Origin of the sequence: Streptomyces malaysiensis subsp. samsunensis (assembly GCF_024519315.1) — a bacterium.
In the GTDB taxonomy this organism is placed as follows: Bacteria; Actinomycetota; Actinomycetes; order Streptomycetales; family Streptomycetaceae; genus Streptomyces; species Streptomyces malaysiensis.
In genome coordinates this window covers 92,790-115,389 of sequence record NZ_JANIIC010000022.1, presented here as the reverse complement: position 1 = coordinate 115,389, position 22,600 = coordinate 92,790, and the positions used below count along the sequence as shown (strand labels likewise).

16 protein-coding genes and 3 pseudogenes are annotated in these 22,600 nt (G+C 70.6%); 7 read left to right on the top strand and 12 right to left on the bottom strand.

The window, feature by feature from the left end:
- Positions 1-78: 78 nt before the first annotated feature.
- Both NQU54_RS20115 and NQU54_RS49325 read right to left on the bottom strand, forming a co-directional pair.
- Complete coding sequence (locus NQU54_RS20115) at positions 79-1,713, bottom strand: M4 family metallopeptidase (protein ID WP_257632272.1); 1,635 nt, start codon at positions 1,711-1,713, stop codon at positions 79-81.
- Positions 1,714-2,014: 301 nt separating this feature from the next.
- Positions 2,015-4,242: pseudogene (locus NQU54_RS49325) on the bottom strand (M4 family metallopeptidase).
- A gap of 119 nt (positions 4,243-4,361) precedes the next feature.
- Here NQU54_RS49325 and NQU54_RS20100 point away from each other — a divergent pair.
- Positions 4,362-4,862 carry an aspartate/glutamate racemase family protein gene (locus NQU54_RS20100; RefSeq protein ID WP_306278893.1) on the top strand — a complete coding sequence of 167 codons (501 nt, stop codon included), beginning with the start codon at positions 4,362-4,364 and terminating at the stop codon, positions 4,860-4,862.
- A 27-nt stretch (positions 4,863-4,889) separates the two neighbouring features.
- On the opposite strand, the gene NQU54_RS20095 is transcribed toward NQU54_RS20100, so the two are convergent.
- Genes NQU54_RS20095 through glgX form a run of 3 tightly spaced genes read right to left on the bottom strand, consistent with a single transcriptional unit; the run spans position 4,890 to position 11,027 of the window.
- Positions 4,890-6,773, bottom strand: coding sequence for an ABC transporter ATP-binding protein (locus NQU54_RS20095; protein ID WP_257632252.1), 1,884 nt, complete (start codon positions 6,771-6,773; stop codon positions 4,890-4,892).
- Entirely contained in the window at positions 6,770-8,740 is a 1,971-nt protein-coding gene (locus NQU54_RS20090; protein WP_257632251.1) for an ABC transporter ATP-binding protein, read from the bottom strand. Before NQU54_RS20090 ends, NQU54_RS20095 begins: the two co-directional genes overlap by 4 nt.
- 34 nt (positions 8,741-8,774) lie before the next feature.
- Positions 8,775-11,027 carry a glycogen debranching protein GlgX gene (gene glgX / locus NQU54_RS20085; protein WP_372505958.1) on the bottom strand — a complete coding sequence of 751 codons (2,253 nt, stop codon included), beginning with the start codon at positions 11,025-11,027 and terminating at the stop codon, positions 8,775-8,777.
- A gap of 455 nt (positions 11,028-11,482) precedes the next feature.
- Between glgX and NQU54_RS20080 the strand changes: the two genes are divergently transcribed.
- The 5 genes from NQU54_RS20080 to NQU54_RS20060 all read left to right on the top strand — a co-directional run bounded on the left by NQU54_RS20080 (position 11,483) and on the right by NQU54_RS20060 (position 15,876).
- Positions 11,483-12,697 carry a L,D-transpeptidase gene (locus NQU54_RS20080; RefSeq protein ID WP_257632250.1) on the top strand — a complete coding sequence of 405 codons (1,215 nt, stop codon included), beginning with the start codon at positions 11,483-11,485 and terminating at the stop codon, positions 12,695-12,697.
- Between the two features lie 136 nt (positions 12,698-12,833).
- Positions 12,834-13,601, top strand: a complete 768-nt coding sequence (locus tag NQU54_RS20075) for an enoyl-CoA hydratase/isomerase family protein (protein ID WP_257632249.1) — start codon at positions 12,834-12,836, stop codon at positions 13,599-13,601.
- A 277-nt stretch (positions 13,602-13,878) separates the two neighbouring features.
- Positions 13,879-14,382: an ATP-binding protein gene (locus NQU54_RS20070; protein WP_069866645.1), complete on the top strand. Its 504-nt coding sequence runs from the start codon at positions 13,879-13,881 to the stop codon at positions 14,380-14,382.
- Between the two features lie 498 nt (positions 14,383-14,880).
- A complete protein-coding gene (locus tag NQU54_RS20065) occupies positions 14,881-15,507 on the top strand; it encodes an N-acetylmuramoyl-L-alanine amidase (protein ID WP_257632248.1) in 627 nt (208 codons plus the stop codon).
- 138 nt (positions 15,508-15,645) lie between these two features.
- Positions 15,646-15,876, top strand: a complete 231-nt coding sequence (locus NQU54_RS20060) for an EF-hand domain-containing protein (protein ID WP_069866641.1) — start codon at positions 15,646-15,648, stop codon at positions 15,874-15,876.
- A gap of 90 nt (positions 15,877-15,966) precedes the next feature.
- Here NQU54_RS20060 and NQU54_RS20055 read toward each other — a convergent pair whose 3' ends face one another.
- The 7 genes and pseudogenes from NQU54_RS20055 to NQU54_RS20030 form a co-directional block, all read right to left on the bottom strand.
- A complete protein-coding gene (locus tag NQU54_RS20055) occupies positions 15,967-16,275 on the bottom strand; it encodes a hypothetical protein (protein WP_257632247.1) in 309 nt (102 codons plus the stop codon).
- Positions 16,276-16,320: 45 nt separating this feature from the next.
- Positions 16,321-16,971 (bottom strand): glycoside hydrolase family 25 protein, encoded by a 651-nt coding sequence (locus NQU54_RS20050; RefSeq protein WP_257632246.1) that lies wholly within the window; start codon positions 16,969-16,971, stop codon positions 16,321-16,323.
- A 40-nt stretch (positions 16,972-17,011) separates the two neighbouring features.
- Complete coding sequence (locus tag NQU54_RS50545; RefSeq protein ID WP_441005749.1) at positions 17,012-17,194, bottom strand: DUF7873 family protein; 183 nt, start codon at positions 17,192-17,194, stop codon at positions 17,012-17,014.
- Positions 17,195-17,504: 310 nt separating this feature from the next.
- On the bottom strand, positions 17,505-18,137 hold the full coding sequence (locus NQU54_RS20045; protein ID WP_257632245.1) for a hypothetical protein: 633 nt from the start codon (positions 18,135-18,137) through the stop codon (positions 17,505-17,507).
- Positions 18,138-18,207: 70 nt separating this feature from the next.
- Positions 18,208-18,804: pseudogene (locus NQU54_RS20040) on the bottom strand (type IV secretion protein Rhs); the annotation flags it as partial.
- Positions 18,779-19,281, bottom strand: a pseudogene (locus NQU54_RS20035) (transposase family protein); the annotation flags it as partial. The pseudogenes NQU54_RS20040 and NQU54_RS20035, both read right to left, overlap by 26 nt.
- 605 nt (positions 19,282-19,886) lie before the next feature.
- Entirely contained in the window at positions 19,887-21,476 is a 1,590-nt protein-coding gene (locus tag NQU54_RS20030; RefSeq protein WP_257632244.1) for an amidohydrolase, read from the bottom strand.
- 170 nt (positions 21,477-21,646) lie between these two features.
- On the opposite strand from NQU54_RS20030, the gene NQU54_RS20025 reads away from it, so the two are divergent.
- Complete coding sequence (locus tag NQU54_RS20025) at positions 21,647-22,591, top strand: PLP-dependent cysteine synthase family protein (RefSeq protein ID WP_257632243.1); 945 nt, start codon at positions 21,647-21,649, stop codon at positions 22,589-22,591.
- Positions 22,592-22,600 lie beyond the last annotated feature (9 nt).

Below are 22,600 nucleotides of genomic sequence, written 5' to 3'. Positions count from 1 at the left end.
CCGTGGATAAAACATACCGGTGCCCGGGGTCTCGGACCCCGGGCACCGGCGTGGTGTCGTGCGGTAACTCAGCTGGTTTTACTTGACGTTGACCCCGGCCCAGGCGGCGTCCACGCCCTTGACCTCGGCGCTGTCGGCGCCGAAGAGGTCCGTGGCGGCCTTCTGCGTGGCCTCACGGGCGGCGTGGTAGTCGGTGTTGGAGGTCATGTACGTGGTCAGGGCCTTGTACCAGATCTTCTCGGCCTTGTCCCGCCCGATGCCCTCGACCTTGGAGCCGTCGGAGGTGGGGCTGTCGTACTCCACACCGTTGATCTCCTTCGCGCCGCTGCCCTCGGACAGCAGGTAGAAGAAGTGGTTGGCGACGCCGGAGGAGTAGTGCACATCCATGTCGCCCACGCCGTCGGACCACTCGTCCGCGGACTGGCCGTCCTTGCTCGGCTTGTCCATGTAGCGCAGCGGGCTGCCGTCACCGTTGATGTCGATCTTCTCGCCGATGAGGTAGTCACCGACGTCCGTGGAGTTCTTGGTGCTGAACTCCACGGCGGTGCCGAAGATGTCGGAGGTGGCCTCGTTCAGGCCGCCCGACTCGCCGCTGTACTCCAGGCCCGCGGTCGTGGAGGTGACGCCGTGGCTCATCTCGTGACCCGCCACGTCGATCGCGGTCAGCGGGGCCTTGTTGCCCTGGCCGTCGCCGTAGGTCATGCAGAAGCAGCTGTCGTCCCAGAAGGCGTTGACGTAGTTGTCGCCGTAGTGCACGCGGGAGTAGGCGCCCTTGCCGTCGCCGGCGATGCCCTCGCGGCCGTGCACGTTCTTGTAGTAGTCCCAGGTGGCGGCGGCGCCGTAGTGGGCGTCGACGGCGGCGGTCTGGGGGTCGTCCGGCTTGCCGGTGCCCCAGTTGTCGTCGTCGTCGGTGAACGCCTTGCCCTCGCCGCTCTCCCCGTTCTCCAGGTTGGTGGTCTTGTGGCCGCCGCGGTCGGCGTCGGTCAGGGTGTAACCGCTGCCTTCCTTGCTGGTGCCGAGCTCCACCGAGCCGCTGTACTCGCTCTCGCCCTTGCCGGTCTCGATGCCCTGGCGCTCGAAGAGCTTCTTGCCGGTGGCGGCGTCGGTGATGACGTGCAGCTGGTTCGGGGTGCCGTCCTTCTGCACCCCGCCGACGACGGTCTCGTAGGCGAGCACGGGCTTGCCGTCGGCGGCCCAGATCACCTTGCGCGGGGCCTGGTCGGCCGCCGCCTGGGTGGTGTCGTCGGCCTTGGCCAGCTTGACGGCGGCCTTGGCCGCGGTGGTCGGGGCGATCCCGGCGGTGGTGGAGGCGACCTTGACGGTGGCCTTGGTGGCCTTGGTGACGCCCTTGACGTCACCGCCCTTGGCACGGTGGACGATCAGGTCGCCGCCGAGGACGGGCAGGCCGTCGTAGGTGCGGTCGTAGCGGGTGTGGGTGGTGCCGTCGGCGTCCTTGATGACGTCCTTGACGACCAGCTTCTCCTTGGCGCCGAGGCCGAGCGACGAGGCGGTGTCCACCTTGGTCGCGTTGGCCTCGCGGAGCAGCTCGGCACGGGCCGAGGCGGAGAGCGCCGTGGGCTGGGCCCCGGACTTGGCGCTCGGGGCGGCACCGGCCGTGCCGGTGGTCAGTCCCGAGACGAGCAGGGCCGCCGCGGCGACCATGGTACCGGCCGCGATCGCCGAACGCCGCTTGCCGGCACCGGATATGGGCATGCTGAAGGTCTTGCTCACGCGGACTCCTCGTTGCTGTGGGGGGTCAACGCCGGGCAGCGGGGAAGTGCGGCCCGGTGTTGAACAAGAGGTGCAGATGCGTAATGCGTGGGCAGACTGTCACACAAGTCCGGGACATGTCACGGGTTTCATGGCAGGGTGAAGGGAAAATGTTCGTTGAATGCTGATCAACCTTCGGATTCCGGACAGCTGGAAGCGTGCATGAGGCACCAAAAGAGGCGCCGCCAGGGGGAGTCGGGTCGACCCCTGGCGGCGCCTGTCCGGTGAGAGCGTTACCGCTCCGTCAGAAGGTCAGCTTCCAGCTGTTGATGTAGCCGGTGTCCTGCGCGTACAGGTCCTGGACCCTCAGCTTCCAGGTGCCGACCGCGGTTTCGGAGGGCGCGTCCACGGTGTAGGTGGTCCGCACGTCGTCCGCCGAGTCGAAGAGGCTCGCGCTCTTGAGCCGGTAGGCCGTACCGTCCGGGGCGATCAGGTCGATCACCAGGTCGCCGCGGTAGGTGTGCACGATGTCCACGCCCACCTGGAGGTTGGCGGGCGCGTTGCCGGCCCGGCTCACCGTGATCGGTGAGGTGATCGGCTCACCCGCGTCCGGGATGGCGATGTCCGCGGTGTTCTCGAAGACATTGCCGCCGCTGGTGTTCACCACCCAGGTGAAGGACGCCGTGCCGGTCTCGCCGGCCGAGTCGGTCACCGTGACCGTCACCGGGCTGGATCCGACGGTGGTCGGGGTGCCGGAGATAAGGCCGGTGGTGGAGTCGATGGACAGGCCCGCGGGCAGCCCGTCGGCCGCGTAGCCGAGCGCGCCCGGGTTGGAGCTGGTCGCGGTGATCTGGAGGCTGGTGGCCTGGTTGACGATGCTGGTCCGGTCGCCGGGCGGGGTGACGGTGACGCCGTCGGCGATCCGGGTGCCGACGTTGACCCCGGCCCAGGCGTTGGCCACCGCGTTGTACTGCGCGCTGCCCTGGCCGAACAGCTCGCCCGCCGCCCACAGCGTGGCGTCGCGGGCGCCCGCGTAGTTGGTGCTCGAGGTCATCCGCTGGCTCAGCGCCTTGAACCAGATCTGCTCGGCGTTGTCCCGGCCGATGCCGGTGACCGGGAGGTTGTCATACGTCGGGCTGTCGTAGCTCACACCGTTGATGACCTTGGTGCCGCTGCCCTCGGAGAGCAGGTAGAAGAAGTGGTTGGCGATGCCGGACGAGTAGTGGACGTCCACATTGCCGACACCGGAGTACCAGTTGTCCTTGGAGGCCCCGTCCTTGCTGGGCTTGTCCATGTAGCGCAGCGGGGTGCCGTTGCCGTTGATGTCGATCTTCTCGCCGACGAGGTAGTCACCGGGGTCGTTGGCGTTGCCGGCGTAGAACTCGACGGCGGCGGCGAAGATGTCGGAGGTGGCCTCGTTGAGCCCGCCGGACTCACCGCTGTAGGTGAGGTTGGCGGTGGCCGAGGTGACGCCGTGGCTCATTTCGTGTGCCGCGACATCGAGGGAGGTCAGCGGCTTGGCATTGCCCGAGCCGTCGCCATAGGTCATGCAGAAGCAGGCGTCCTGCCAGAAGGCGTGACATAGCCGCTGCTGTAGTGGGCCCGGGAGTACGCCCCCACACCGTCGCCCCTGATGCCGGTGCGGCCATGGACGTATCTGTAGCAGTCCCAGGTCTCGGCGGCGCCGTAGTGCGCGTCCACACCCGCGGTCGCGGCGTCGGAGGTGGAGCCGTTGCCCCAGACGTCGTCGGTGTCGGTGAAGAGCGTGCCGGTGCCCGAGGTGGAGCGGTTGAGGTTGTACGTCTTGTGGTCGCCGCGGCCGGAGTCGGTGAGGTTGTACGAGCCCGCGCTGCCCGAGGTGCCGAGCGTCACCTGACCGCTGTACTGGCTGTTCCCGGTGCCCGTCTTGACGCCCTGGAACTCGAACAGCTTCTTGCCGGTGGCCGCGTCGGTGATGACGTGCAGCTCGTTCGGGGTGCCGTCCTCCTGGAGGCCGCCGACGACCGTCTCATAGGCGAGGGCCGGCGTGCCCTTCGCGGCCCAGATCACCTTGCGGGGCGCCCGCTCGGCCGAGGTCTTCCGCGAACCCTGCGCGTTCGCCGCCTTCACCGCGGCCTTCTCGGCGGTGGCGGGCGCGACCGCGGCGGTGGTGGTCGGCACCGTCAGCCGGGCCTTGCCGGCCTTGGCGACGGTCAGCGGCGCACCGCTCTTCGACCGGTCCACGACCAGATCGCCGCCGAGGACGGGGAGTCCGGCGTAGGTGCGCTCGTAGCGGGTGTGGGTGGTGCCGTCGGCGTCCTTGATGACGTCCTTGACGACCAGCTTCTCCTTGGCCCCGAGCCCGAGGTCCTCGGCGGCCCCGCCCTTGGCGGCGTCGGCCTTGCGGATCAACTCGGCGCGCTGGGCGGGGGACAGCTCGGCGGGGAGGGCGCCGGGGTCGGGGGCGCCGGAAATCGTGCGGGCGGCGGGGCGGTCGGCGGAGCCGTCCTGGCGGGCGGCGGCGGTCCCGCTCTGGAAGCCGACGCCGATCATCGCCGCCGCGACGACCAGCGCACCGGTCGCGATGGCGCTATGACCTGGGGTGCGACCGGGTCTCTGGCTGCCGGGTCTGAGATGCGGTTGGGGGAGGGGTCGTCTCACGCTGACTCCTTCTGCGCTGGCCGCGCGGTGGCACGGCCGGGACGACCGGGCGGCTGGGTCGCCGTCCGGGCAGGGCAGGGCAGAACGCGTGCGTTTTCCGGTGTCACCGGGTACGCCCGGCCGCGGACGAACGACTGGGCGCGGCCGCGGTGCGACCGGCGTTGCGTTGGTGTTCCGCGGTCGCCCTGGGCCTCGGCCGCCGGATCGGGGTGCTGGGCATCCGGGACGAGGCGCCCCCCGCCGTGCGCGCCCTGCTCGGCGACCGCTTCACCGCCTCCGCCCGCCCCCACGGCGTCCACCGCACCATCGACCTCCTCGCCCCGGAGGGGCCGCCGGCGGTACTGGAGGCCGCGACCGGGCTCGTCGCGTCGGGCGCGGACACCCTGCTCCTCGCCTGCACGGGCCTGAACACCATCGGAATCCGCCCACTCCTGGAGGAGCGGCTGGGCGTCCCGGTCGTGGACCCGGTACTCGCCGCAGGACTGCTGGCCTCGTATGGGCACGGCGGCTGAACGGCCGTAACGAAGAACCCTCGCCCGTCACACCAAGCTGTCCCGCCACGCCTGGTGCAGTGCGGCGAAGCGGCCCTCGCCCGCGATCAGGCGGGCCGGTGGGCCGTCCTCGACGATTCGGCCTTCGGCCATGACCAGCACCCGGTCGGCCGTCTCCACGGTCGACAGCCGGTGGGCGATGACGACCGCCGTACGGCCGCGCAGCACCGTGTCCATGGCGCGCTGTACCGCGCGTTCGCCCGGGATATCGAGGGAGGAGGTGGCCTCGTCGAGGATGAGGACGGACGGGTCGGCGAGCAACGCGCGGGCGAAGGCGACCAGTTGGCGCTGGCCGGCGGAGATCCGGCCGCCGCGCTTGCGCACGTCCGTGTCGTAGCGGTCGGGCAGGGCGGCGATGAAGTCATGTGCGCCGATCGCCTTGGCCGCCTGTTCGATCTCGGCGCGGGTGGCGTCGGGGCGGCCGATGGAGATGTTGTCGGCGATGGTGCCGGAGAACAGGAACGGCTCCTGCGTCACCATGACCACACCGCGCCGCAGTTCGGGCGTGGCCAGATCGCGCAGATCGACCCCGTCGAGCAGCACCCGGCCCTCGCTGGGGTCGTAGAAGCGGGCCAGCAGCTTGGCGAGGGTGGACTTGCCCGCGCCGGTCGCCCCGACCACGGCGACCGTCTGTCCGGCGGGCAGTGTGAGGTCGAAGCGGGGCAGCACCTCGCCGCCGGTGCGATAGGCGAAGCGCACCCCGTCGAAGACCACCTCCCGGCCGGGGGCCTTCGCCGGGCGCGGCGGCAGGGGCTTGGGGTCGGTGGGGTCGGGGACGGAGGGGCGCTGGGCCAGCAGGCCCGCGATCTTCTCCAGTGAGGCGGCCGCCGACTGGTAGGAGTTGAGGAACATCCCCAGCCGGTCGATCGGGTCGTACAGCCTGCGCAGATACAGCGCGGCCGCGGCGAGCACCCCCAGCGCGAGCGAACCGGAGGCCACCCGATAGGCGCCCCAGAGCACGATGGCGGCCATCGCGGTGTTGGCCACCAGCCGGGAGCTGACCACATAGCGGGCCATCTCCAGGATCGCGTCCCCGTTGGCGCGCTCATGGCGGTGGTTCTGCTCGCCGAAGCGCTTGTCGTTGGCACGCTCGCGGCGGAACGCCTGCACGGGACGGATGCCGTTCATGGTCTCGGTGAACGTCACGATCACCGCGGCGATCGCCGTCGACCGCTTGCGGTACACCCGCATGGAGCGGCGCTGGAAGGAGCGGATCAGCAGATACAGCGGCCAGAAGGAGAGCACGGCCGCCCCGCCCAGCCCCCAGTCGAGGTACAGCAGCGTGATGGAGATGTAGACGACCGACAGCGCGACGCCGAGCAGCTCCTCCAGACCCTCGGTGAGCAGCTCGCGCAGCGACTCGACGTCCGTCGTGGCGCGGGAGATCAGCCGGCCGGAGGTGTAGCGCTCATGGAAGTCCACGCTCAGCGCCTGGGCATGGCGGAAGATCCGGCCGCGCAGATCCAGCAGCACGTCCTGGCTGATCCGGGCGGAGGCGCGGATGAACGCGTACTGCAACGCCCCGGAGGCCAGCGCACAGCCCAGATAGCCCGCGCCGACCGCGATCAGCGGGCCATGGGAGCCGTCGCGGAGCGCGGGCACGCCACGGTCGATGGCGTACGCGACGAGCAGCGGACCCGCCTGGACGGCGGCCTGCTGGAGCAGCAGCAGAACGGTCGCCACCCAGACCCGCCGGCTGCGCGGGGAGAGCAGCGAACGCAGCAGGGCCAGCGACGCGCCCTTGGGCACCGGCAGGACATCGCGGTCGAACCGGTCGGACGACGTCCCCCGGCCCCGGTCCTCGTCCCCGTTCCAGTCCCCGGAACTCTCCCAGCCGTCGGCGCTCTCCCGCTCCTCCTCGACCGTCGTCATGGGCTTCTCTCCCCCTCCTCGGCTTCCTGCCCGGACATCAGCGACCGGTACTCCGCGCTCTCCCACAGCAGCCGCTGATGGGTGCCGACGGCGGCGATCCGGCCTCCTGACAGCAGCGCGACCCGGTCGGCGAGCAGCACGGTGGACGGCCGGTGGGCGACGACCAGCGCGGTCGTGGACGCCAGCACCTCCCGCAGCGCCGCCTCCACCAGCGCCTCGGTGTGCACATCGAGGGCGGACAGCGGATCGTCGAGCACCAGGAACCGGGGGCCGCCCACGACGGCCCGCGCCAGCGCGAGCCGCTGCCGCTGGCCTCCGGACAGGCTGAGCCCCTGCTCGCCGACCTCGGTGCCGGTGCCCTCGGGCAGGGCGTGTACGAAGTCCGCCTGCGCCACCTTCAGGGCCCGCAGCAGCTCCTCCCGCCCGGCGTCGGCGGCGCCCATGAGGACGTTCTCACCGGCGGTGGCGGAGAAGAGCGTGGGCTCCTCGAACGCCACGGCCACCAGGGCGCGCAGCTCCTCCCGGGGGAGGGCGGTGATGTCCCGGCCGTCGAGGGTGATCCGCCCGCGGGTGGCCTCGTGGAGCCGGGGGACGAGGGCGGTGAGGGTGGTCTTCCCGGATCCGGTGGCCCCGACCAGAGCCATGGTCTCACCGGACCGGATATGGAGATCGACCCCGCGCAGCACGGGCGGCTCCTCCGGCGGCGCGTCCGCGTAGGCGAACTCCACCCCCTCGAACCGGAGCCCGCCCGCGGCGCCCTTACCGTTTGTGCCGTCCCGGCCGCCTGCGCCGTACTTGCTGGCCGGGCCGTCCCGGCCGCCCGTGCGGACCTCACCGCCGGTGCGGACCTCGCCGCCGGTGCCGTCCTCACCGTCCGTGTCGTCCTTACCGCTCGCGCCCTCCCCGCCGCGCCCCCGCGTCCGCGCGGGGCGGGGCCGGTCGGCCGCGGTGGCCGGCTCCGCGTCCATCACGTCGAAATAGCGGTCGGTGGCCGTGGCCGCGTCCTGGCTCATCGCGAGGAGGAAGCCCAGGGACTCCACCGGCCAGCGCAGCGTCATGGCGGTGGAGAGGAAGGCGACCAGCGTGCCCGCCGACAGATCCCCGTCGGCGACCCGCACCGTGCCGAGCACCAGCGCCGCGCCGATCGCCAGCTCCGGCAGGGTCATGATCAGCGCCCAGAGCGTGGCCAGCAGCCGCGCCTTGTGCAGCTCGGTGGAGCGGACCTGCTCGGACAGCGCGCGGAAGGCGCGGGCCTGGCTGCGGTGGCGGCCGAAGCCCTTGACGATCCGGACGCCCAGCACGCCCTCCTCCACGACCGTCGTCAGATCGCCGGTCTGGTCCTGCACGGTGCGGGCCACCGTCGCGTACCGCGTCTCGAAGAGCGAGCACAGGATCACCAGCGGCACCGCCGGGACCACCAGGACCAGGCCCAGCGTCCACTCCTGCGACAGCAGAATGGCGAACCCGGCCAGGATGGTGACCCCGTTGACCACCAGGAAGGTGAGCGGGAAGGCCAGGAACATCCGCAGCAGCATCAGATCGGTCGTGGCCCGCGACAGCAGCTGGCCGGAGGGCCAGCGGTCGTGGAAGGAGACCGGCAGCCGCTGGAGATGGCGGTAGAGATCGGCGCGCATCGCGGCCTCGACGGAGGCCAGCGGACGCCCCACCAGCCAGCGCCGCAGCCCGAACAGCGCGGCCTCGGCCGAGCCGAGGGCGAGCAGCAGCGCACCGCCCAGCCAGACCCCACCCGGGTCCCGGTGCGCCACCGGCCCGTCCACCATCCACTTCAGGACCAGCGGGATGACCAGCCCCAGACAGGAGGCGACGACCGCCACGGCGGCCGCGCTGAACAGCCGCGCCCGCACCGGGCGCACATATGGCCACAGTCGCAGGAGCGAACGCGTGGCGGAGCGGTGCCGCGGGGCGGCTCCGCCTTCCTGGGCGCGGGGTTCACTCGTCACAGCCATCAGTGGGGAGCCTACGGTCCGCCACTGACAGTGCTCACTCGGTTTTTTGGCGTAGGTCCGTGGCGGTGAGGGCGCGCAGCAGCAGGACCGAGCGTTCCGGGAGCTGGATGGGCGCGCCCGCCGCGAGGTGTGAGCCCGGGGGTGCGCCCTGGTCCTCGCGGGAGGTGTCCAGCAGGAGTTCGTACCCCCGGGCCCAGGGCGGGCCGGGCAGGGTGAAGGAGAGCGGCCGCGGGCCCGCGTGCAGCAGCGCCAGGAAGCTGTCGTCCGTGACCGGGGCGCCCCGCGCAGCGCGCTGGGGCAGATCGAGGCCCGAGAGATAGGCCCCGAGGGCGGTCGTCGGCGCGTACCAGTCGGATTCGGTCATCTCGGTGCCGTGCGGAGTGAACCACGCCAGGTCGCGCAACCCCTCCGGGGGCCGGGCCAGACCGGAGAAGAAGGCCGTGCGGCGCAGCACCGGATGGGCCCGGCGCAGCCGTATCAGCCGCGTGGTGAGCTCGGTGAGGGCGCGCCAGCCGGGGTCATCGAGCAGGGACCAGTCGAGCCAGCCGGTCTCGTTGTCCTGGCAGTACGCGTTGTTGTTGCCGCCCTGGGTGCGGCCCAGCTCATCGCCCGCGACCAGCATCGGCACCCCGGTGGACAGCAGCAGGGTGGTCAGCAGATTGCGCAGTTGGCGGCGGCGCAGCGCGTGTATCCCCGGGTCGTCGGTCTCGCCCTCGGCGCCGCAGTTCCAGGCGCGGTTGTCGGGGGTGCCGTCGCGGTTGCCCTCGCCATTGGCCTCGTTGTGCTTGCGCTCGTAGGAGACCAGGTCGCGCAGGGTGAAACCGTCGTGCGCGGTGATGAAGTTGACCGAGGCGTACGGGCGGCGGCCGCCGCGCTCGTACAGATCGCTCGAGCCCGAGAGCCGGTAGCCCAGATCGCGGGCGTCGGGCAGCGCCCCGCGCCAGAAGTCCCGCACCGCGTCGCGGTAGCGGTCGTTCCACTCCGCCCACAGCGGCGGGAAGGCGCCCACCTGATAGCCGCCGGATCCCACGTCCCACGGCTCGGCGATCAGCTTGACCCGGCGCAGTACGGGATCCTGCGCGATCACGGCCAGGAACGGGGAGAGCATGTCCACGCCGTGCGCGGCGCGGGCGAGCGCGCTGGCCAGGTCGAAGCGGAAGCCGTCCACCCCCATCTCGGTGACCCAGTAGCGCAGCGAATCGGTGATCAGCCGCAGCACCTGCGGCTGGAGCACATGCAGGGTGTTGCCGCAGCCGGTGAAGTCGGCGTAGCGGCGGGGGTCCTGCTGGAGCCGGTAGTAGCCGCGGTTGTCCACACCGCGCAGCGAGAGGGTGGGGCCCAGCTCATCGGCCTCGGCGGTGTGGTTGTAGACGACGTCGAGGATCACCTCGATCCCGGCGGTGTGCAGGGCGCGCACCATCCGCCGGAACTCCCCGACCTGCTGGCCCCGGGTGCCGCCTGCCGCGTATCCGGCGTGTGGCGCGAAGTAGCCGATGGAGTTGTAGCCCCAGTAGTTGCGTAAGCCCCGTCGCAGCAGATGGTCCTCATGGGCGAACTGATGCACCGGCAGGAGCTCGACCGCCGTGACCCCGAGCCGGGTCAGATGCTCGATCGCGGCCGGATGCGCCAGCCCCGCGTAGGTGCCGCGCAGCTCGGGCGGCACGGCGGGGTGGCGCATGGTGAAGCCGCGCACATGGAGTTCGTAGATCACCGACTCGGCCCAGGGCGTCTTGGGCCGCCGGTCGTCGGTCCACTCGTCGGGCGCGCCGTCCACCGCGTCATCGCCGACGACCACCCCCTTGGGGACGTACGGGGCGGAGTCGCGGTCGTCCCTCACGGTGTCCGCCACATGCTGCTGCGGCCAGTCCCGCATATGTCCGTAGACCTCCGCGGGCAGCGCGAACTCCCCGTCCACGGCGCGGGCGTACGGATCCAGCAGCAGCTTCGCCGGATTCCAGCGGGCGCCGGTCCAGGGGTCCCAGCGGCCGTGCACGCGGTAGCCGTACCGCCGGCCGGGCAGCACCCCGGGGACGAAGCCGTGCCAGACCTCATGGGTGAGTTCGGTGAGCGCACAGCGGGACTCGCGGCCGTCCTCGTCGAACAGACACAGCTCGACGGCCTCCGCACCGCCCGCCCACAGCGCGAAGTTGGTCCCCCGGACCCCGTCGGGCCCCCGGCAGGGGCGGGCGCCGAGCGGTTCCGGGCTGCCCGGGTGTACGGCGGGGCCCGCCGCCGGGGCCGCGCTCCGGTCGCGCCGCGGGGCGACCGCCGTGGAGCGGTGGCCGATGAGCCGCCCCACCGCCGTCGCCGAGGGGCGTCCGGGGACGCCGTCGCGCGTCTCGCGCTGGTCCGCACGCGTCTGGTGCTGGGCGTGCTCGGCCGCACGCGCCTCCTGCTCGGCTGCACTGGACACATCGGCCTCCGCGGCTCGCGGCCAACCGCCTCCGCCCGGCGGAGGGGAGGCGGGCGGCACCTCATGGCGGGCCGGCGGGCCCCGCGGTGTCCCGTACCGCACGGCCCCGGCCCACGCTCTCCAACCTGTTCTGCCCCCAAACCCGCCGACTCGCACGTTTCCTGGTGCCCGGCACCGGCCGATCACCCTGCGACCGCCGCGGCCCGGGACTGAAACGTGACCATCGGGGGGAGTTCACTGTCAGCGGCGTGTGATTACCTATCGCCAGGCGCGCCTGCGCGTGATCGGGGTTGCCGCGGGGGCGGGGCCCGGGGGAGGGGAGAGCTGTTGTGACGGTCCGGCGGATATCGGGGGCGGTGCGGGGCGGCCGCGGTGGACTTCTCGCGCCGCTGTTCGGGGTGATGCTGATGGCGGTGGCCGCGTGCGGCGGAGGCGGCGGCTCCGACGACGACGGCAAGAAGGACGACGCGCGGCCCAGGACCCCGCGTGCCGTGGTGACGATCGCGCCCAAGGACGGCGCCAAGGGCGTCGACACCGACGGCGCGCTGAAGGTCACCTCGGCCAAGGGCACCCTCTCCTCGGTCAAGGTCAAGGACGCGAAGGGCACCGCGGTCGAGGGGAAGATCGCCCAGGGCGGGAAGAGCTGGCGGCCCGACGCCCATCTCCGCTCCGACACCACCTACACCGTGGACGCGGTCGCCAAGGACGCCCACGGCCTGACCACGACCGAGCACGCGACCTTCACCACCCTGCGCCCCAAGGAGACCTTCGTGGGTGTCTACACCCCCGAGGACGGCTCCACGGTCGGCGTCGGCATGCCCGTCTCGCTCAACTTCAACCGCGGCATCACCCACCCGGAGGCCGTGGAGAAGGGGATCAAGGTCAGCGCCTCGCCCTCGGTGCCCGTCGTCGGCCACTGGTTCGGCAACGACCGGCTGGACTTCCGGCCGGAGAAGTACTGGAAGCCCGGCACCAAGGTGACGCTCAGTCTGGATCTGGACGGGGTCGAGGGCAGGCCGGGGGTGTACGGCGAGCAGCGGAAGTCCGTGACGTTCACCATCGGCCGCAGCCAGATCTCCGTCGTGGACGCCAAGTCCAAGAAGATGACGGTCAAGCGGGACGGCAAGACCATCAAGACCGTCCCGATAACCTCGGGCGCGCCCGGCCATGAGACCTACAACGGCAAGATGGTGATCAGCGAGAAGCACCCGGTGACCCGGATGGACGGCGCCACGGTCGGCTTCGGCGGGGAGTACGACATCAAGGACGTACCGCATGCGATGCGCCTGTCGACCTCCGGCACCTTCATACACGGCAACTACTGGGCGGGCCGGCCCACCTTCGGATCGTCCAATGTCAGCCACGGCTGTGTGGGCCTGTTCGACCAGCGCGGCGGCGCGGACTCCTCCACCCCGGCGTCCTGGTTCTTCCGCAAGTCGATCATCGGCGATGTGGTCATCGTGAAGAACTCCCACGACGAGACGATCCAGCCGGACAACGGGCTCAATGGCTGGAACATGTCCTGGGAGAAGTGGAAGGCGTGACGCCATGCGGGGCGCATGACCCCGCGCGGGGCCCGGCGCCCCGGCGGCTCGCCCTCCGGCCGCTGACACCGTCCCCCGGCGTCCCCGCACCGCCCCGGCCCTCCGCTTCCGTGTTAGCGGGCGCTAACCTGCGCTCATGACTGTGAACCTCGACGTCGCCGACGGCGTTGCCACCTTCCGCCTTGACCGCCCCCCGATGAACGCGCTCGACGTCGCCACCCAGGACCGGCTGCGGGAGCTCGCGGCCGAGGTGACCCGCCGCGACGATGTGCGCGCCGTGGTCATCTGGGGCGGTGAGAAGGTGTTCGCGGCCGGCGCGGACATCAAGGAGATGCGGGAGATGGACCACGCCGCGATGGTGGCCCGCTCCGGTGACCTTCAGGAGTCCTTCACCGCCGTGGCGCGGATCCCCAAGCCCGTGGTGGCCGCCGTCACCGGCTACGCCCTCGGCGGCGGCTGCGAGTTGGCGCTGTGCGCCGACTTCCGGATCGCCGCGGAGAACGCCAAGCTGGGCCAGCCCGAGATCCTGCTCGGCCTGATCCCGGGCGCGGGCGGCACCCAGCGGCTGGCCCGGCTGGTCGGCCCGGCCAAGGCCAAGGACCTCATCTTCACGGGCCGTCAGGTCAAGGCCGACGAGGCGCTCGCCATCGGCCTGGTGGACCGGGTGGTACCGGCCGAGGAGGTCTACGACCAGGCCCACGCATGGGCGGCGCGGCTGGCCCGGGGCCCGGCGATCGCGCTGCGCGCGGCCAAGGAGTCGGTGGACCGGGGGCTGGAGACGGACCTGGACAGCGGCCTCGCCATCGAACGGACCTGGTTCGCCGGGCTGTTCGCCACCGAGGACCGGGAGATCGGGATGCGCAGCTTTGTCGAGGAGGGGCCGGGCAAGGCCACGTTCCGCTGACACCCGACCGGTTCCGATCGTGTCGGGCGGGGTTGCGGACCCGCCTATGCCCCGTGCGAGCGAATTTTCTTCGCCATCGGTCGGCTCTTGGCCGACCCGGTCCGGTACGCTGGGTGATCACGCGTACGCGCGGTGACATCGCTGGTCAGGCGGGGTGTTTGGGTACCCCAACTGCCTTTGGCATATGTCGGATCGGGTTTATGGGGCCTGGGGCTCCGGTGTTCGGAATCCCATGGTTCCGCCCCGGATGGCCTTTTGGGCGGCCATGATGGGGGGCATGGCGGGCTTGGAGGGAATGGAGCAGCCGCAGCAGCGCACTGGTACGGCTGCGGTGCGGGGGGCGCCGTCCATCGAGGACGACCGGGCCCTCAGAGCGCTTGACCTCTTCGGGAACCCCGCGTGCGAGGAGGTGCGGCTGCCCTCCCGCCCCGAATCCGCCGCGACCGCCCGCCGGATGGCCGAATTCGTGGTGGCGCGGGACTGGGGGCTCGGCCATCAGCTCGCCGAGCACACCGTGCTGCTGGTCTCCGAGCTGGTGGGGAACGCCGTACGGCACACCGGCGCCCGCACCTTCGGACTGCGGATGCTGCGGCGGCGCGGCTGGATCCGGGTCGAGGTCCGGGACCCCTCGCGGGGGCTGCCGTGTCTGATGCCGGTGGGGGAGCTCGACACCAGCGGGCGCGGGCTGATGCTGGTCGACCAGCTCTCCCAGCGGTGGGGGGTCGATCTGCTGCCGTGCGGCAAGACGACCTGGTTCGAGATGCGCGTGGCCGAAAGCTGATCAGGAAATCGATCTGAAAACCGATCTTACGAGCGTCGGTGCGGATCTCGGCGCGGTGTATGAAGCACGTTGTGAAGCACGTTGTGAAGCGTGTGAAAGGGGTCCCCGTGCCGTCGCGTGCCGACGGTATGGGGACCCCCTTCGCCCCGGGCCATGGCGCGAAAGGGGTGTGGGCCGTGGCATTCGGGGGAAGCGACCTCGCTCGGGTCAATGGGGGCCGCGGCCCCGACTATCGCAGAGGTGGTAGAGCACTTCCAAGCCAATCCAAGGTGAGGTGTAACACTTGCCTTGTTAATGCCAGGTAGAGGGTTAATTTTCCTTCGTTGTCGACTTCCCGCTATCAAAACTCCAGTGGTCCAGACCGTGACGCGAAATCTTTCTTTGCGTGGCGGTTCTTGGCATGGCCCTGTCGAGGATTCACCATGGAACGACGCTACGCGCGTCACACCCCCACGCGTCACCCCCTTTGTCCCCGCTACGACATTCGGGAGACCCCCCATGGAAGCGCACGGCCGCACTCCCACCCGGCGCGCCCTGCTCCGCTCGGGCGCCTACCTCGCCACTGCCGCCACCGGACTCGCCGCAACCGCCGCGACCGCGATCACCGCTCACGCCGACGACAGACGCGGCCGCCGCGCGGCCGCCTATCCGCCCACCCACTGGATCCCCGCCTCCCCCTCCAACTACCGCGTCTCCAGCCGCCCGACCGCGTATCCGATCGACTTCATCGTCATCCATGTGACGCAGGAGACCTTCCCGGACGCGATGAAGATCTTCCAGGACCCGGCCAAGCAGGTCTCCACGCACTACATGGTCGCCTCGGCCGACGGCTACATCGGGCAGTTCGTCCGGGAGAAGGACGTCGCCTGGCACGCGGGCAACAAGGACTACAACAACCGCAGCATCGGCATCGAGCACGAGGGCTGGGTGGACGACCCCAAGTGGTTCACGGACGAGATGTACGCCTCGTCCGCCGCCCTGGCCGCGGCCGTCTGCGACCGCTTCGGCATCCCCAAGACCCGCGACCACATCATCGGCCATGTGGAGGTCCCCGGGGCCGACCACACCGACCCGGGCCCACTGTGGGACTGGGACCGCTATATGCGGCTGGTCAACGGAGGCTGAGCCGTGTGGCCCCGGGGCCCGAGCCGCGTGGGCCGCGGGGCCCTGAGCCGTGAACTCCGCGACGCGGCCGAGACGAACCGGCCACCGCCGACCGCTAATCTGTGCGGGTCAAGCACACGCACGGAAGGGGCGGAACAGGTGGCGGACATCGAGGCGGCGCGCAAGGCGTTCGAGCGGTATGACCTCAACGGTGACGGCCAGATCACCGCGGCCGAGTACAAGAGCGTGATGGCGCAGCTGGGGGACCCGTATGTCACGGAGCCCGTCGCCCAGGCCGTCATCAACGCCCACGACGCCAACGGTGATGGGCTGCTCACCTTCGACGAGTTCTGGGCGGCCCAGAACAAGGACGGCGAAAAGACCGGCTGAAACGAGTGTGCGGGCCTACGGGTCTGCGGGCTTGCCGGTCTCTACGGGCCGCACAGTAGCAACGGGCCGTACGGCGGCGCGGCCGGCGCCTCAGCGCCAGCCGCGCCGCTGTGCGCTCGCCCGCCGTCTGCGGTCGTTGCACAGCAGACAGCGGCCGTAGCCGGGCGGCAGCGGGTCGTCCGGATCCCCGTACAGCGGATCGACCGCCCCGCGCGGATGCTCCGGACAGCCCGTGGAGCCGTGCTCGGCGGTCAGCGACCCCGCGGCGGCGAGCGCCCGGCGCAGGGCGTCGGCGAGCAGCTCGGTCTCCGGCCCGGAGGGTGCGGCATCCAGCGAGAAGGCGATGTCCGATGCGGTGGTGAGCGCGCTGCGGAGTTCGCGCAGGTCTGCGTAACTCATACCGGGCAGCGTAGGCGCACCCACCGACAACGCCCCGGGGACGGGTCAGGCCCCGCCTTCCACCTCATCCGGCGCCCGGACGTCCGCCACGTCCGCCACGTCCGCCACGTCCTCCGTCTCCTCGTCGGCGGTGAGCGCCGCCCGGCTGGGGTCGGCCCACGCTCGCAGAGCGGCCTTGCTGGAGAAGTTCGCCACGTCCTTGTCCAGTGGACGGTCGGTGTACTGGTGGATCCGCCACTTCGCCTTGATCCGCGGCTTACCCGCCGTCACGTAGTCCGCTATCCACAGACCGTCTCCGGCGTAGGACGTGGTGTCGTAGTTGAGCCAGAAGTTCCGGTTGCAGTAGAGCATCACGCGGTGCGTGGGGCGCAGCTTCTTGACCTCGCGGATGAACCGGTCCTTCTCGGCGTTGCTGGCGCGGGTGCCGGAACCGGTGGTCTCCCAGTCCACGGCGAGCAGATCGTGCTTCTGGGACGCGCACTTCTCCACGAAGTAGCTCGCCTGCGCCGAGATGTTGCCCGGCCACAGGAAGTGGTAGAAGCCGACGACGCATCCCGCCTTGCGCGCCCGGGACGCCTGCGAGGTCTGCTTCGGGTTGATGTACGACCGGCCTTCGGTGGCCTTGATGAAGACGAAGGCCAGCCCGTCCGCGTCGAACGTGGACTGGTGCGAACTCACGTCGATGCCGTGCAGCATGGCGCCTACCTCGGGTCAAGAACGGGTGAATACATGGGCGTTATTCCCCCTCTCGTACGGAGGACCCTACTGGGACGGGAACGCGTCCGCAGGCATTCGAACCCACCCACAGAGAGAGCACCTTCTTGGTGCGGACGGTCCGCACGGCCCCGGTCTTCCAGCAGTCCGCCGACGGGTCGAGCGACCACGACTCGGCGGCGTCCAGGGTCGGCAGCCTGCGGATGAGGGCGGAAGGGCCGCGCTCGAACGATATTCGAGGCGGCCTTCAGGGGCGTTCCCGTCCCCGCGGCAGGCGGATTGTCCGTGCGTACCAGGCCGATGAGGCCGCCACGGCCATCGGCAGGGGGAGGCGGTGAGGAACGCCTGGGCCGCCGGCCGGGTGGCGGCTTCCAGCGTGTTCACGGCCGCCAGACGCTCCAGGAACCGGGCGGCCGGGCCGCCGCCGGTCGCGGTCGTGACACGCTCCCGCGGCGTCCGCAGGTCCCGCGGCGTCCGTAGCTCCCGCGGCATCCGCACGGCATATCACCCGGCCGTCAGGGACTTCCGTGACGGCCACCCGCCGCGGGACCGTCGGCGGCCGGGCCGGACCCCGCAAGACCGTCGGCGGGGCCGTTCGCCGTGGGTCCGGACGCCCCGGCGAGGATGCCGAGCAGCGCCAGGATCCCCACGACGATGCCGAGGACGAGCCCCACGGACGCCGGAGTGGGATGGTTCCACAGCACCAGGGCCAGCGCGCCGCCCGTGATCACCACGCCGGTGGTCCAGGCCCGGTGGACGTCCAGCCAGCGGCCGAAGCCCCCGGTGCGGGCTCCGCCGCGGGCCAGGCCCCGGCCGATGGCGCCGGTGGCGCGTGCGGCGGCCGAGCGGACGGCGCGAGCCCCGCCCCCGGGGCCGTACAGATACGTGGCGAACGCGGTGACGATCGCGACGACGAGAAGGGTGCGGGTGCTTTCGCGCAGGAAGCGTACGAGCGTGTCGAAGATGAAGGCCGCCGGGTCCCGGGGCAGGGCGCTGGGCGGGACGGAGTCCAGATAGACGCCGCGCACCACGGCCAGGCCGACCAGCAGCGCGACCATCATCACCGCCGTGCCGATCCCGGCGGCCAGCAGCGTGAGCCGATGCGCGGGGGAGATCCACACGGCGAGGGCGGCGAGCACGATCGTCACGGCGGCCAGCCAGGTGCCGAGGATGTCCTCGGCGTGCTGGCCGTCACGGTCGACTCGGCGGCGCTTATGTGACGGTCTGGCCCAGCGGAGTGGTCCAGGCGGTGAGCCGACCCGCCGCGTCGTTTTCGTATCGCGACTCTCGGCCGTCGAAGTCCGTCTCCGCCACCAGGCGGCCTGCCGGGTCGTACTCATAACTCCAGGTCAGGCCCTGTGGATTGGTGACCTTCATCAGCCGCAGCGCCGCGTCGTGCTCGAACTCGTAGCGGACGCCGTCCGGGCCGGTGCGGGCGGCCAGCAGGTCGAAGTGGGTGTATTCATATGAGGTTGTGCCGCCGACGGGGTCGGTGTGGGTGGTGCGGTTGCCCTCGCCGTCGTACGTCCAGGACTCCGTCGACTCATCAGGGCCGGTGCGGCGCAGGAGATTGCCCTCCGGGCTCCATTCGTAGCGGGTCACCGCGCCCAGCGGGTCCGTCTCGGCCACGACGCGGCCGAACGCGTCCCGCTGGTAGCGCGTGGTGGCTCCCAGCGGGTCGGTGATCTCGACCGGCAGTCCGGCCCCGTCGCAGCGCACCCGGGTCGTCGCGCCCAGCGGGTCGGTGACGGCGAGCAGACCTCCGCGCGCGTCGTAGAGGTAGCGGGTGGTGGCGGCGAGCGGGTCGGTGAGCGTCCACGCCGATCATCCGCGGGACCGCCTGCTGCGGCGGCGGCAGGCGCCACAGATGGCGCAGCGCCGTACTCCGGGAACGGGCACGGCCAGCAGGCCGGCCAGGCGTGCGGCCGCCCGGCCGCGTAACTCCCGCGCCATCTGGGATATCTGCCCGGCAAGACGCACCGTGCGGCGCTGATGGCGCTCCAGCAGTCCGGGAATCTGCTCGCGGAAGGTCTGCAGCCTGCAGCCCAGGGCCGGACAGGCCAGCCGCCGTACGCGCAGGTGGTCGACGACCTGGCGGCCGTCGACCGGCACGTCCCTCACCGTTCGGCGGTGTTCACCGTGCACCTTCGCCGTCGGCGTCCCGCACACCGGACACGGCACCCGGGTCCGGGCCAAGATCACCACCGCGTCACCGCCGTCCGCCACGTCCTCGACGACCAGCGCCGATAATCCCGAAAACACCGTCCCCATAAGGGAGTTGATATCCACCACAAGATGATGATCAAGGGTGGCTACTCGGCGTCACCACCGACTACGGGCCAGAGCCGCTCGTTTGACAGACCCAGCTCCGACGAACGAGGGGCGTTTGAGCAGCAAGTGCGTGATCAGAGAAGATGACGGCCGCCCGGTTGGGGCAAACTCGTCGGCGATGCGCCCGAAATAGGAGTCGAGGCGGGCGCGGCCGCAGCACAAGTAGGCGCAAGGAAGGTCGTCGGAGCCGCAGATCGTGCTCCCGGCGGCGTGCCCGGATGTTCGTCGGAGCGCGGGTGAGTGCGGCTGGTGCTCCAACGAGTTGGGCGCGGTTGCTTACTCTGGGGATGGATCACCCTGGGTCTTGTCGTCGGAGGGGGGATGCCGGTTCCCCTTGCCCGGCAGTGCTGGCGTGCTCGGCCCGAGCGAAACACCGCGGCGAGGCAGGCGGTTCCGACTCCGCAATGGACGTTCGTGTCAGTTCGGGGATCAGGCTTCGCGCAGTCTCTTACCGCGGGTTCCGGGGCGGCGACGAGGCTGTACCCGAACCGATGAAAGGGATGACGGCTGCGATCATGGCCGGCCTCGGCGGCGCCGAGGCCGGCTCACGAGGAGATCGCAGGAGGTCAGGTGAAGGTGACCGGTCCGCCGTGGCTGAACCCGCCGCCGACGATCGTGGCGAGCACGTCGATCCCGCCGATTCGGGCAGGCTCGATCGTGACGGGATCGTCGCCGAGGACGACGAGGTCGGCCAGCATGCCCGAGCCGAGGCTCCCCTTCTCGTGGCCCCATCCGGTGGCGGCTGCCGACCCGGCCGTGTAGGCGCGGAGCGCGGCTTCGGCGCTGATTCGCTCGTCCTGGCCGAAGGGTTCGCCGACCTCGGTGAGGCGCTCGACGAAGGCTTGGACGATGGGCAGGGGAGCGCCGGGGGCCACCGGCCGGTCGGAGCTGCCGGGCAGGACGATACCGCGCCGCAACAGGCTGGCCGCGCGGTAGGCCCACGGCTCCCGGTCACCGAGGTTCTCGCGCATCCCTTCGCCGAACTGGGCGATGAAGTACGGCTGGGGAACCGGCACGGCACCGGAGCGGGTGAGCCGGTCGAGCTGGTCCGGCCGGACGACTCCGGCGTGCTCGATGCGGTGCGGCATCGGGGCTCGCCACCCGCGTGCGGCGATGGCCTCAAGGACTTCGAGAGAGAAGTCGATCGCGCCGTCTCCGATGGCATGCATGGCCAGCGCCCAGCCGGCTTCAGCGGCCTCCAGCGCGAGCGTTCGCATCTGCTCGGGATCGTCCTGCAAGTATCCCTGGTGGTCGCACCCGGGGTAGTTCGCGCTCAGGTACGCCGTCGAGGCCAGCAGCGATCCGTCGGTGAAGATCTTGGCCGGCCCGATCTGCAGCCATGCGTCGCCTACGCCGGAACGGATCCCGGCTGCGATACCCGCGGGAGAGCGGTCGGCGAGGACGTCGATCGCCGGCATGGCCTGCACGCGGGTGTGCAGACGCCGATCTTCGCGGGCGTTCTGGTAGGCGGTGAACTCGACCGGGCTGTGCCCGATCCAGCCTCCGGCGATTCCCGCATCGGTCACGCTGGTGATGCCCTCGGTGGCGTAGTGCCGGCTCGCGCGTTCGAGCGCATCCTCGATCGAGTGGAGTGAGTACTTGTGCACCAAGTCCTGGAGGAGCCGCATGGCGTTCTCCTCCAGGACGCCCGTGGGCCGTCCGGTCTCGTCGACGACCACGCGCCCTCCGACGACGGTCGGAGCGGTGTGTTCGGCGTCGATCAGCCGGAGCGCGACACCATTAACGATCGCGGCGTGGCCGGAGTTGTGCTTGATCCACACCGGCTTGCCCCCGGCGGCCGCGTCGAGTGCGTCCCGGTCGGGGAAGCGACCTCCGTGGAAGTGATGGTTGTATCCACCGGCAACGACCGACGGCTCGGGTGATGACCCGGCGGCGTCCGCGATCCGGCGGTACACCTCGCCGAGGTCCCCGGCGGTCGCGAGGTCGACCTCGACGAGCCCGAGGCCGAACCAGACGGAGTGGGCGTGGGCGTCGTTGAAGCCAGGCAGGACCGTTGCTCCCTGGAGGTCGACGGTCTCGACGGCATCGAGGGAGTCGACCTGCTCATCGAGCCCGACGATCCGGTCTCCGAACATCCCGAGGGTCCGGGCGGCCGGACGCGCCGGGTCCATCGTCCTGATTCGCGCGTTCGTCACCTTCAGATCGAGTCGCACCTTGACCCCGTTCTCCGCCTCTGTGTAACGACACTCTGGGTAGTTCCTTGAATGTTCCTAGTAACTTGACCACAAGATTGAATACTCCTAGAATCTTAGAGGTGTCGATGTATCATGCCTAGTCGGCATCGAACCCGAGCCAGGGGAGTCTCATGAACACGCCACTGACGACCGATCTCGGCATTCTGCGCGCTGTCGGCAACACGCCACTGATCCAGCTTCACGCGAACGGATCCGACGGCGGTGCCAGCGTGTTCGTGAAACTTGAGTACCTCAACCCGTCAGGTTCGGTGAAGGACCGGATGACCCTGGCAATCCTCGACGACGCCGAACGTCGCGGCCAGCTGAAGCCGGGGATGACAGTGGTCGAGTACACCGGAGGTAGTACGGGGCCTGCGCTCGCACTCGCCTGCCGGGCGAAGGGCTACCCGCTGAAGCTGGTGACCTCTAGCTGCTTTACGCCGGAGAGGCTCGCCATGATGGCGGCCTTCGGAGCCGACCTGGAAGTAATGCCGCGCAGATCCCCGGAAGGGATGACGCAAGAGGACGTCGCCGACATGACGAACAGGGTGGCCGAACTCGCCAGTCTTCCCGACTACTTCTCCACCGACCAGTTCCACAACCAGGCCATGGTGGAAGGCTACCGCCAAACGCTGGGCCAAGAGATTCTGAATCAGACGGGCGGTCGCATGACGGCGTTCTGCACCGGGGTCGGCACCGGGGGGACCCTGATGGGCGTGGGCCTGGCGATCAAGGAGACACTGCCGGACTGTCAGGTGGTGGCGATGGAGCCCGCGGGGTCGCCGGCGCTCTCGAAGGGAGTGGTGGGGCCGCACAAGCTCCAAGGTCTCTCCGGAGGTAAGTCTCCGTTGGTGGACATGAACGTGGTGGACTCCGTTGAGACGGCCGGCGACGACGAAGCCATCGCGATGGCCGCGTCGCTCGCCAAGACCGATGGCATATTCGCGGGGATCTCGACGGGGGCGAATGTCGTGGTGGCTCGGCGGCTCGCGGAGCGTCTCGGACCCGATGACGTGGTCGTGACCATCGCTGTGGACAGCGGAATGAAGTACATGTCCACCGGCATCTTCGGGTAGCCGGCTCCT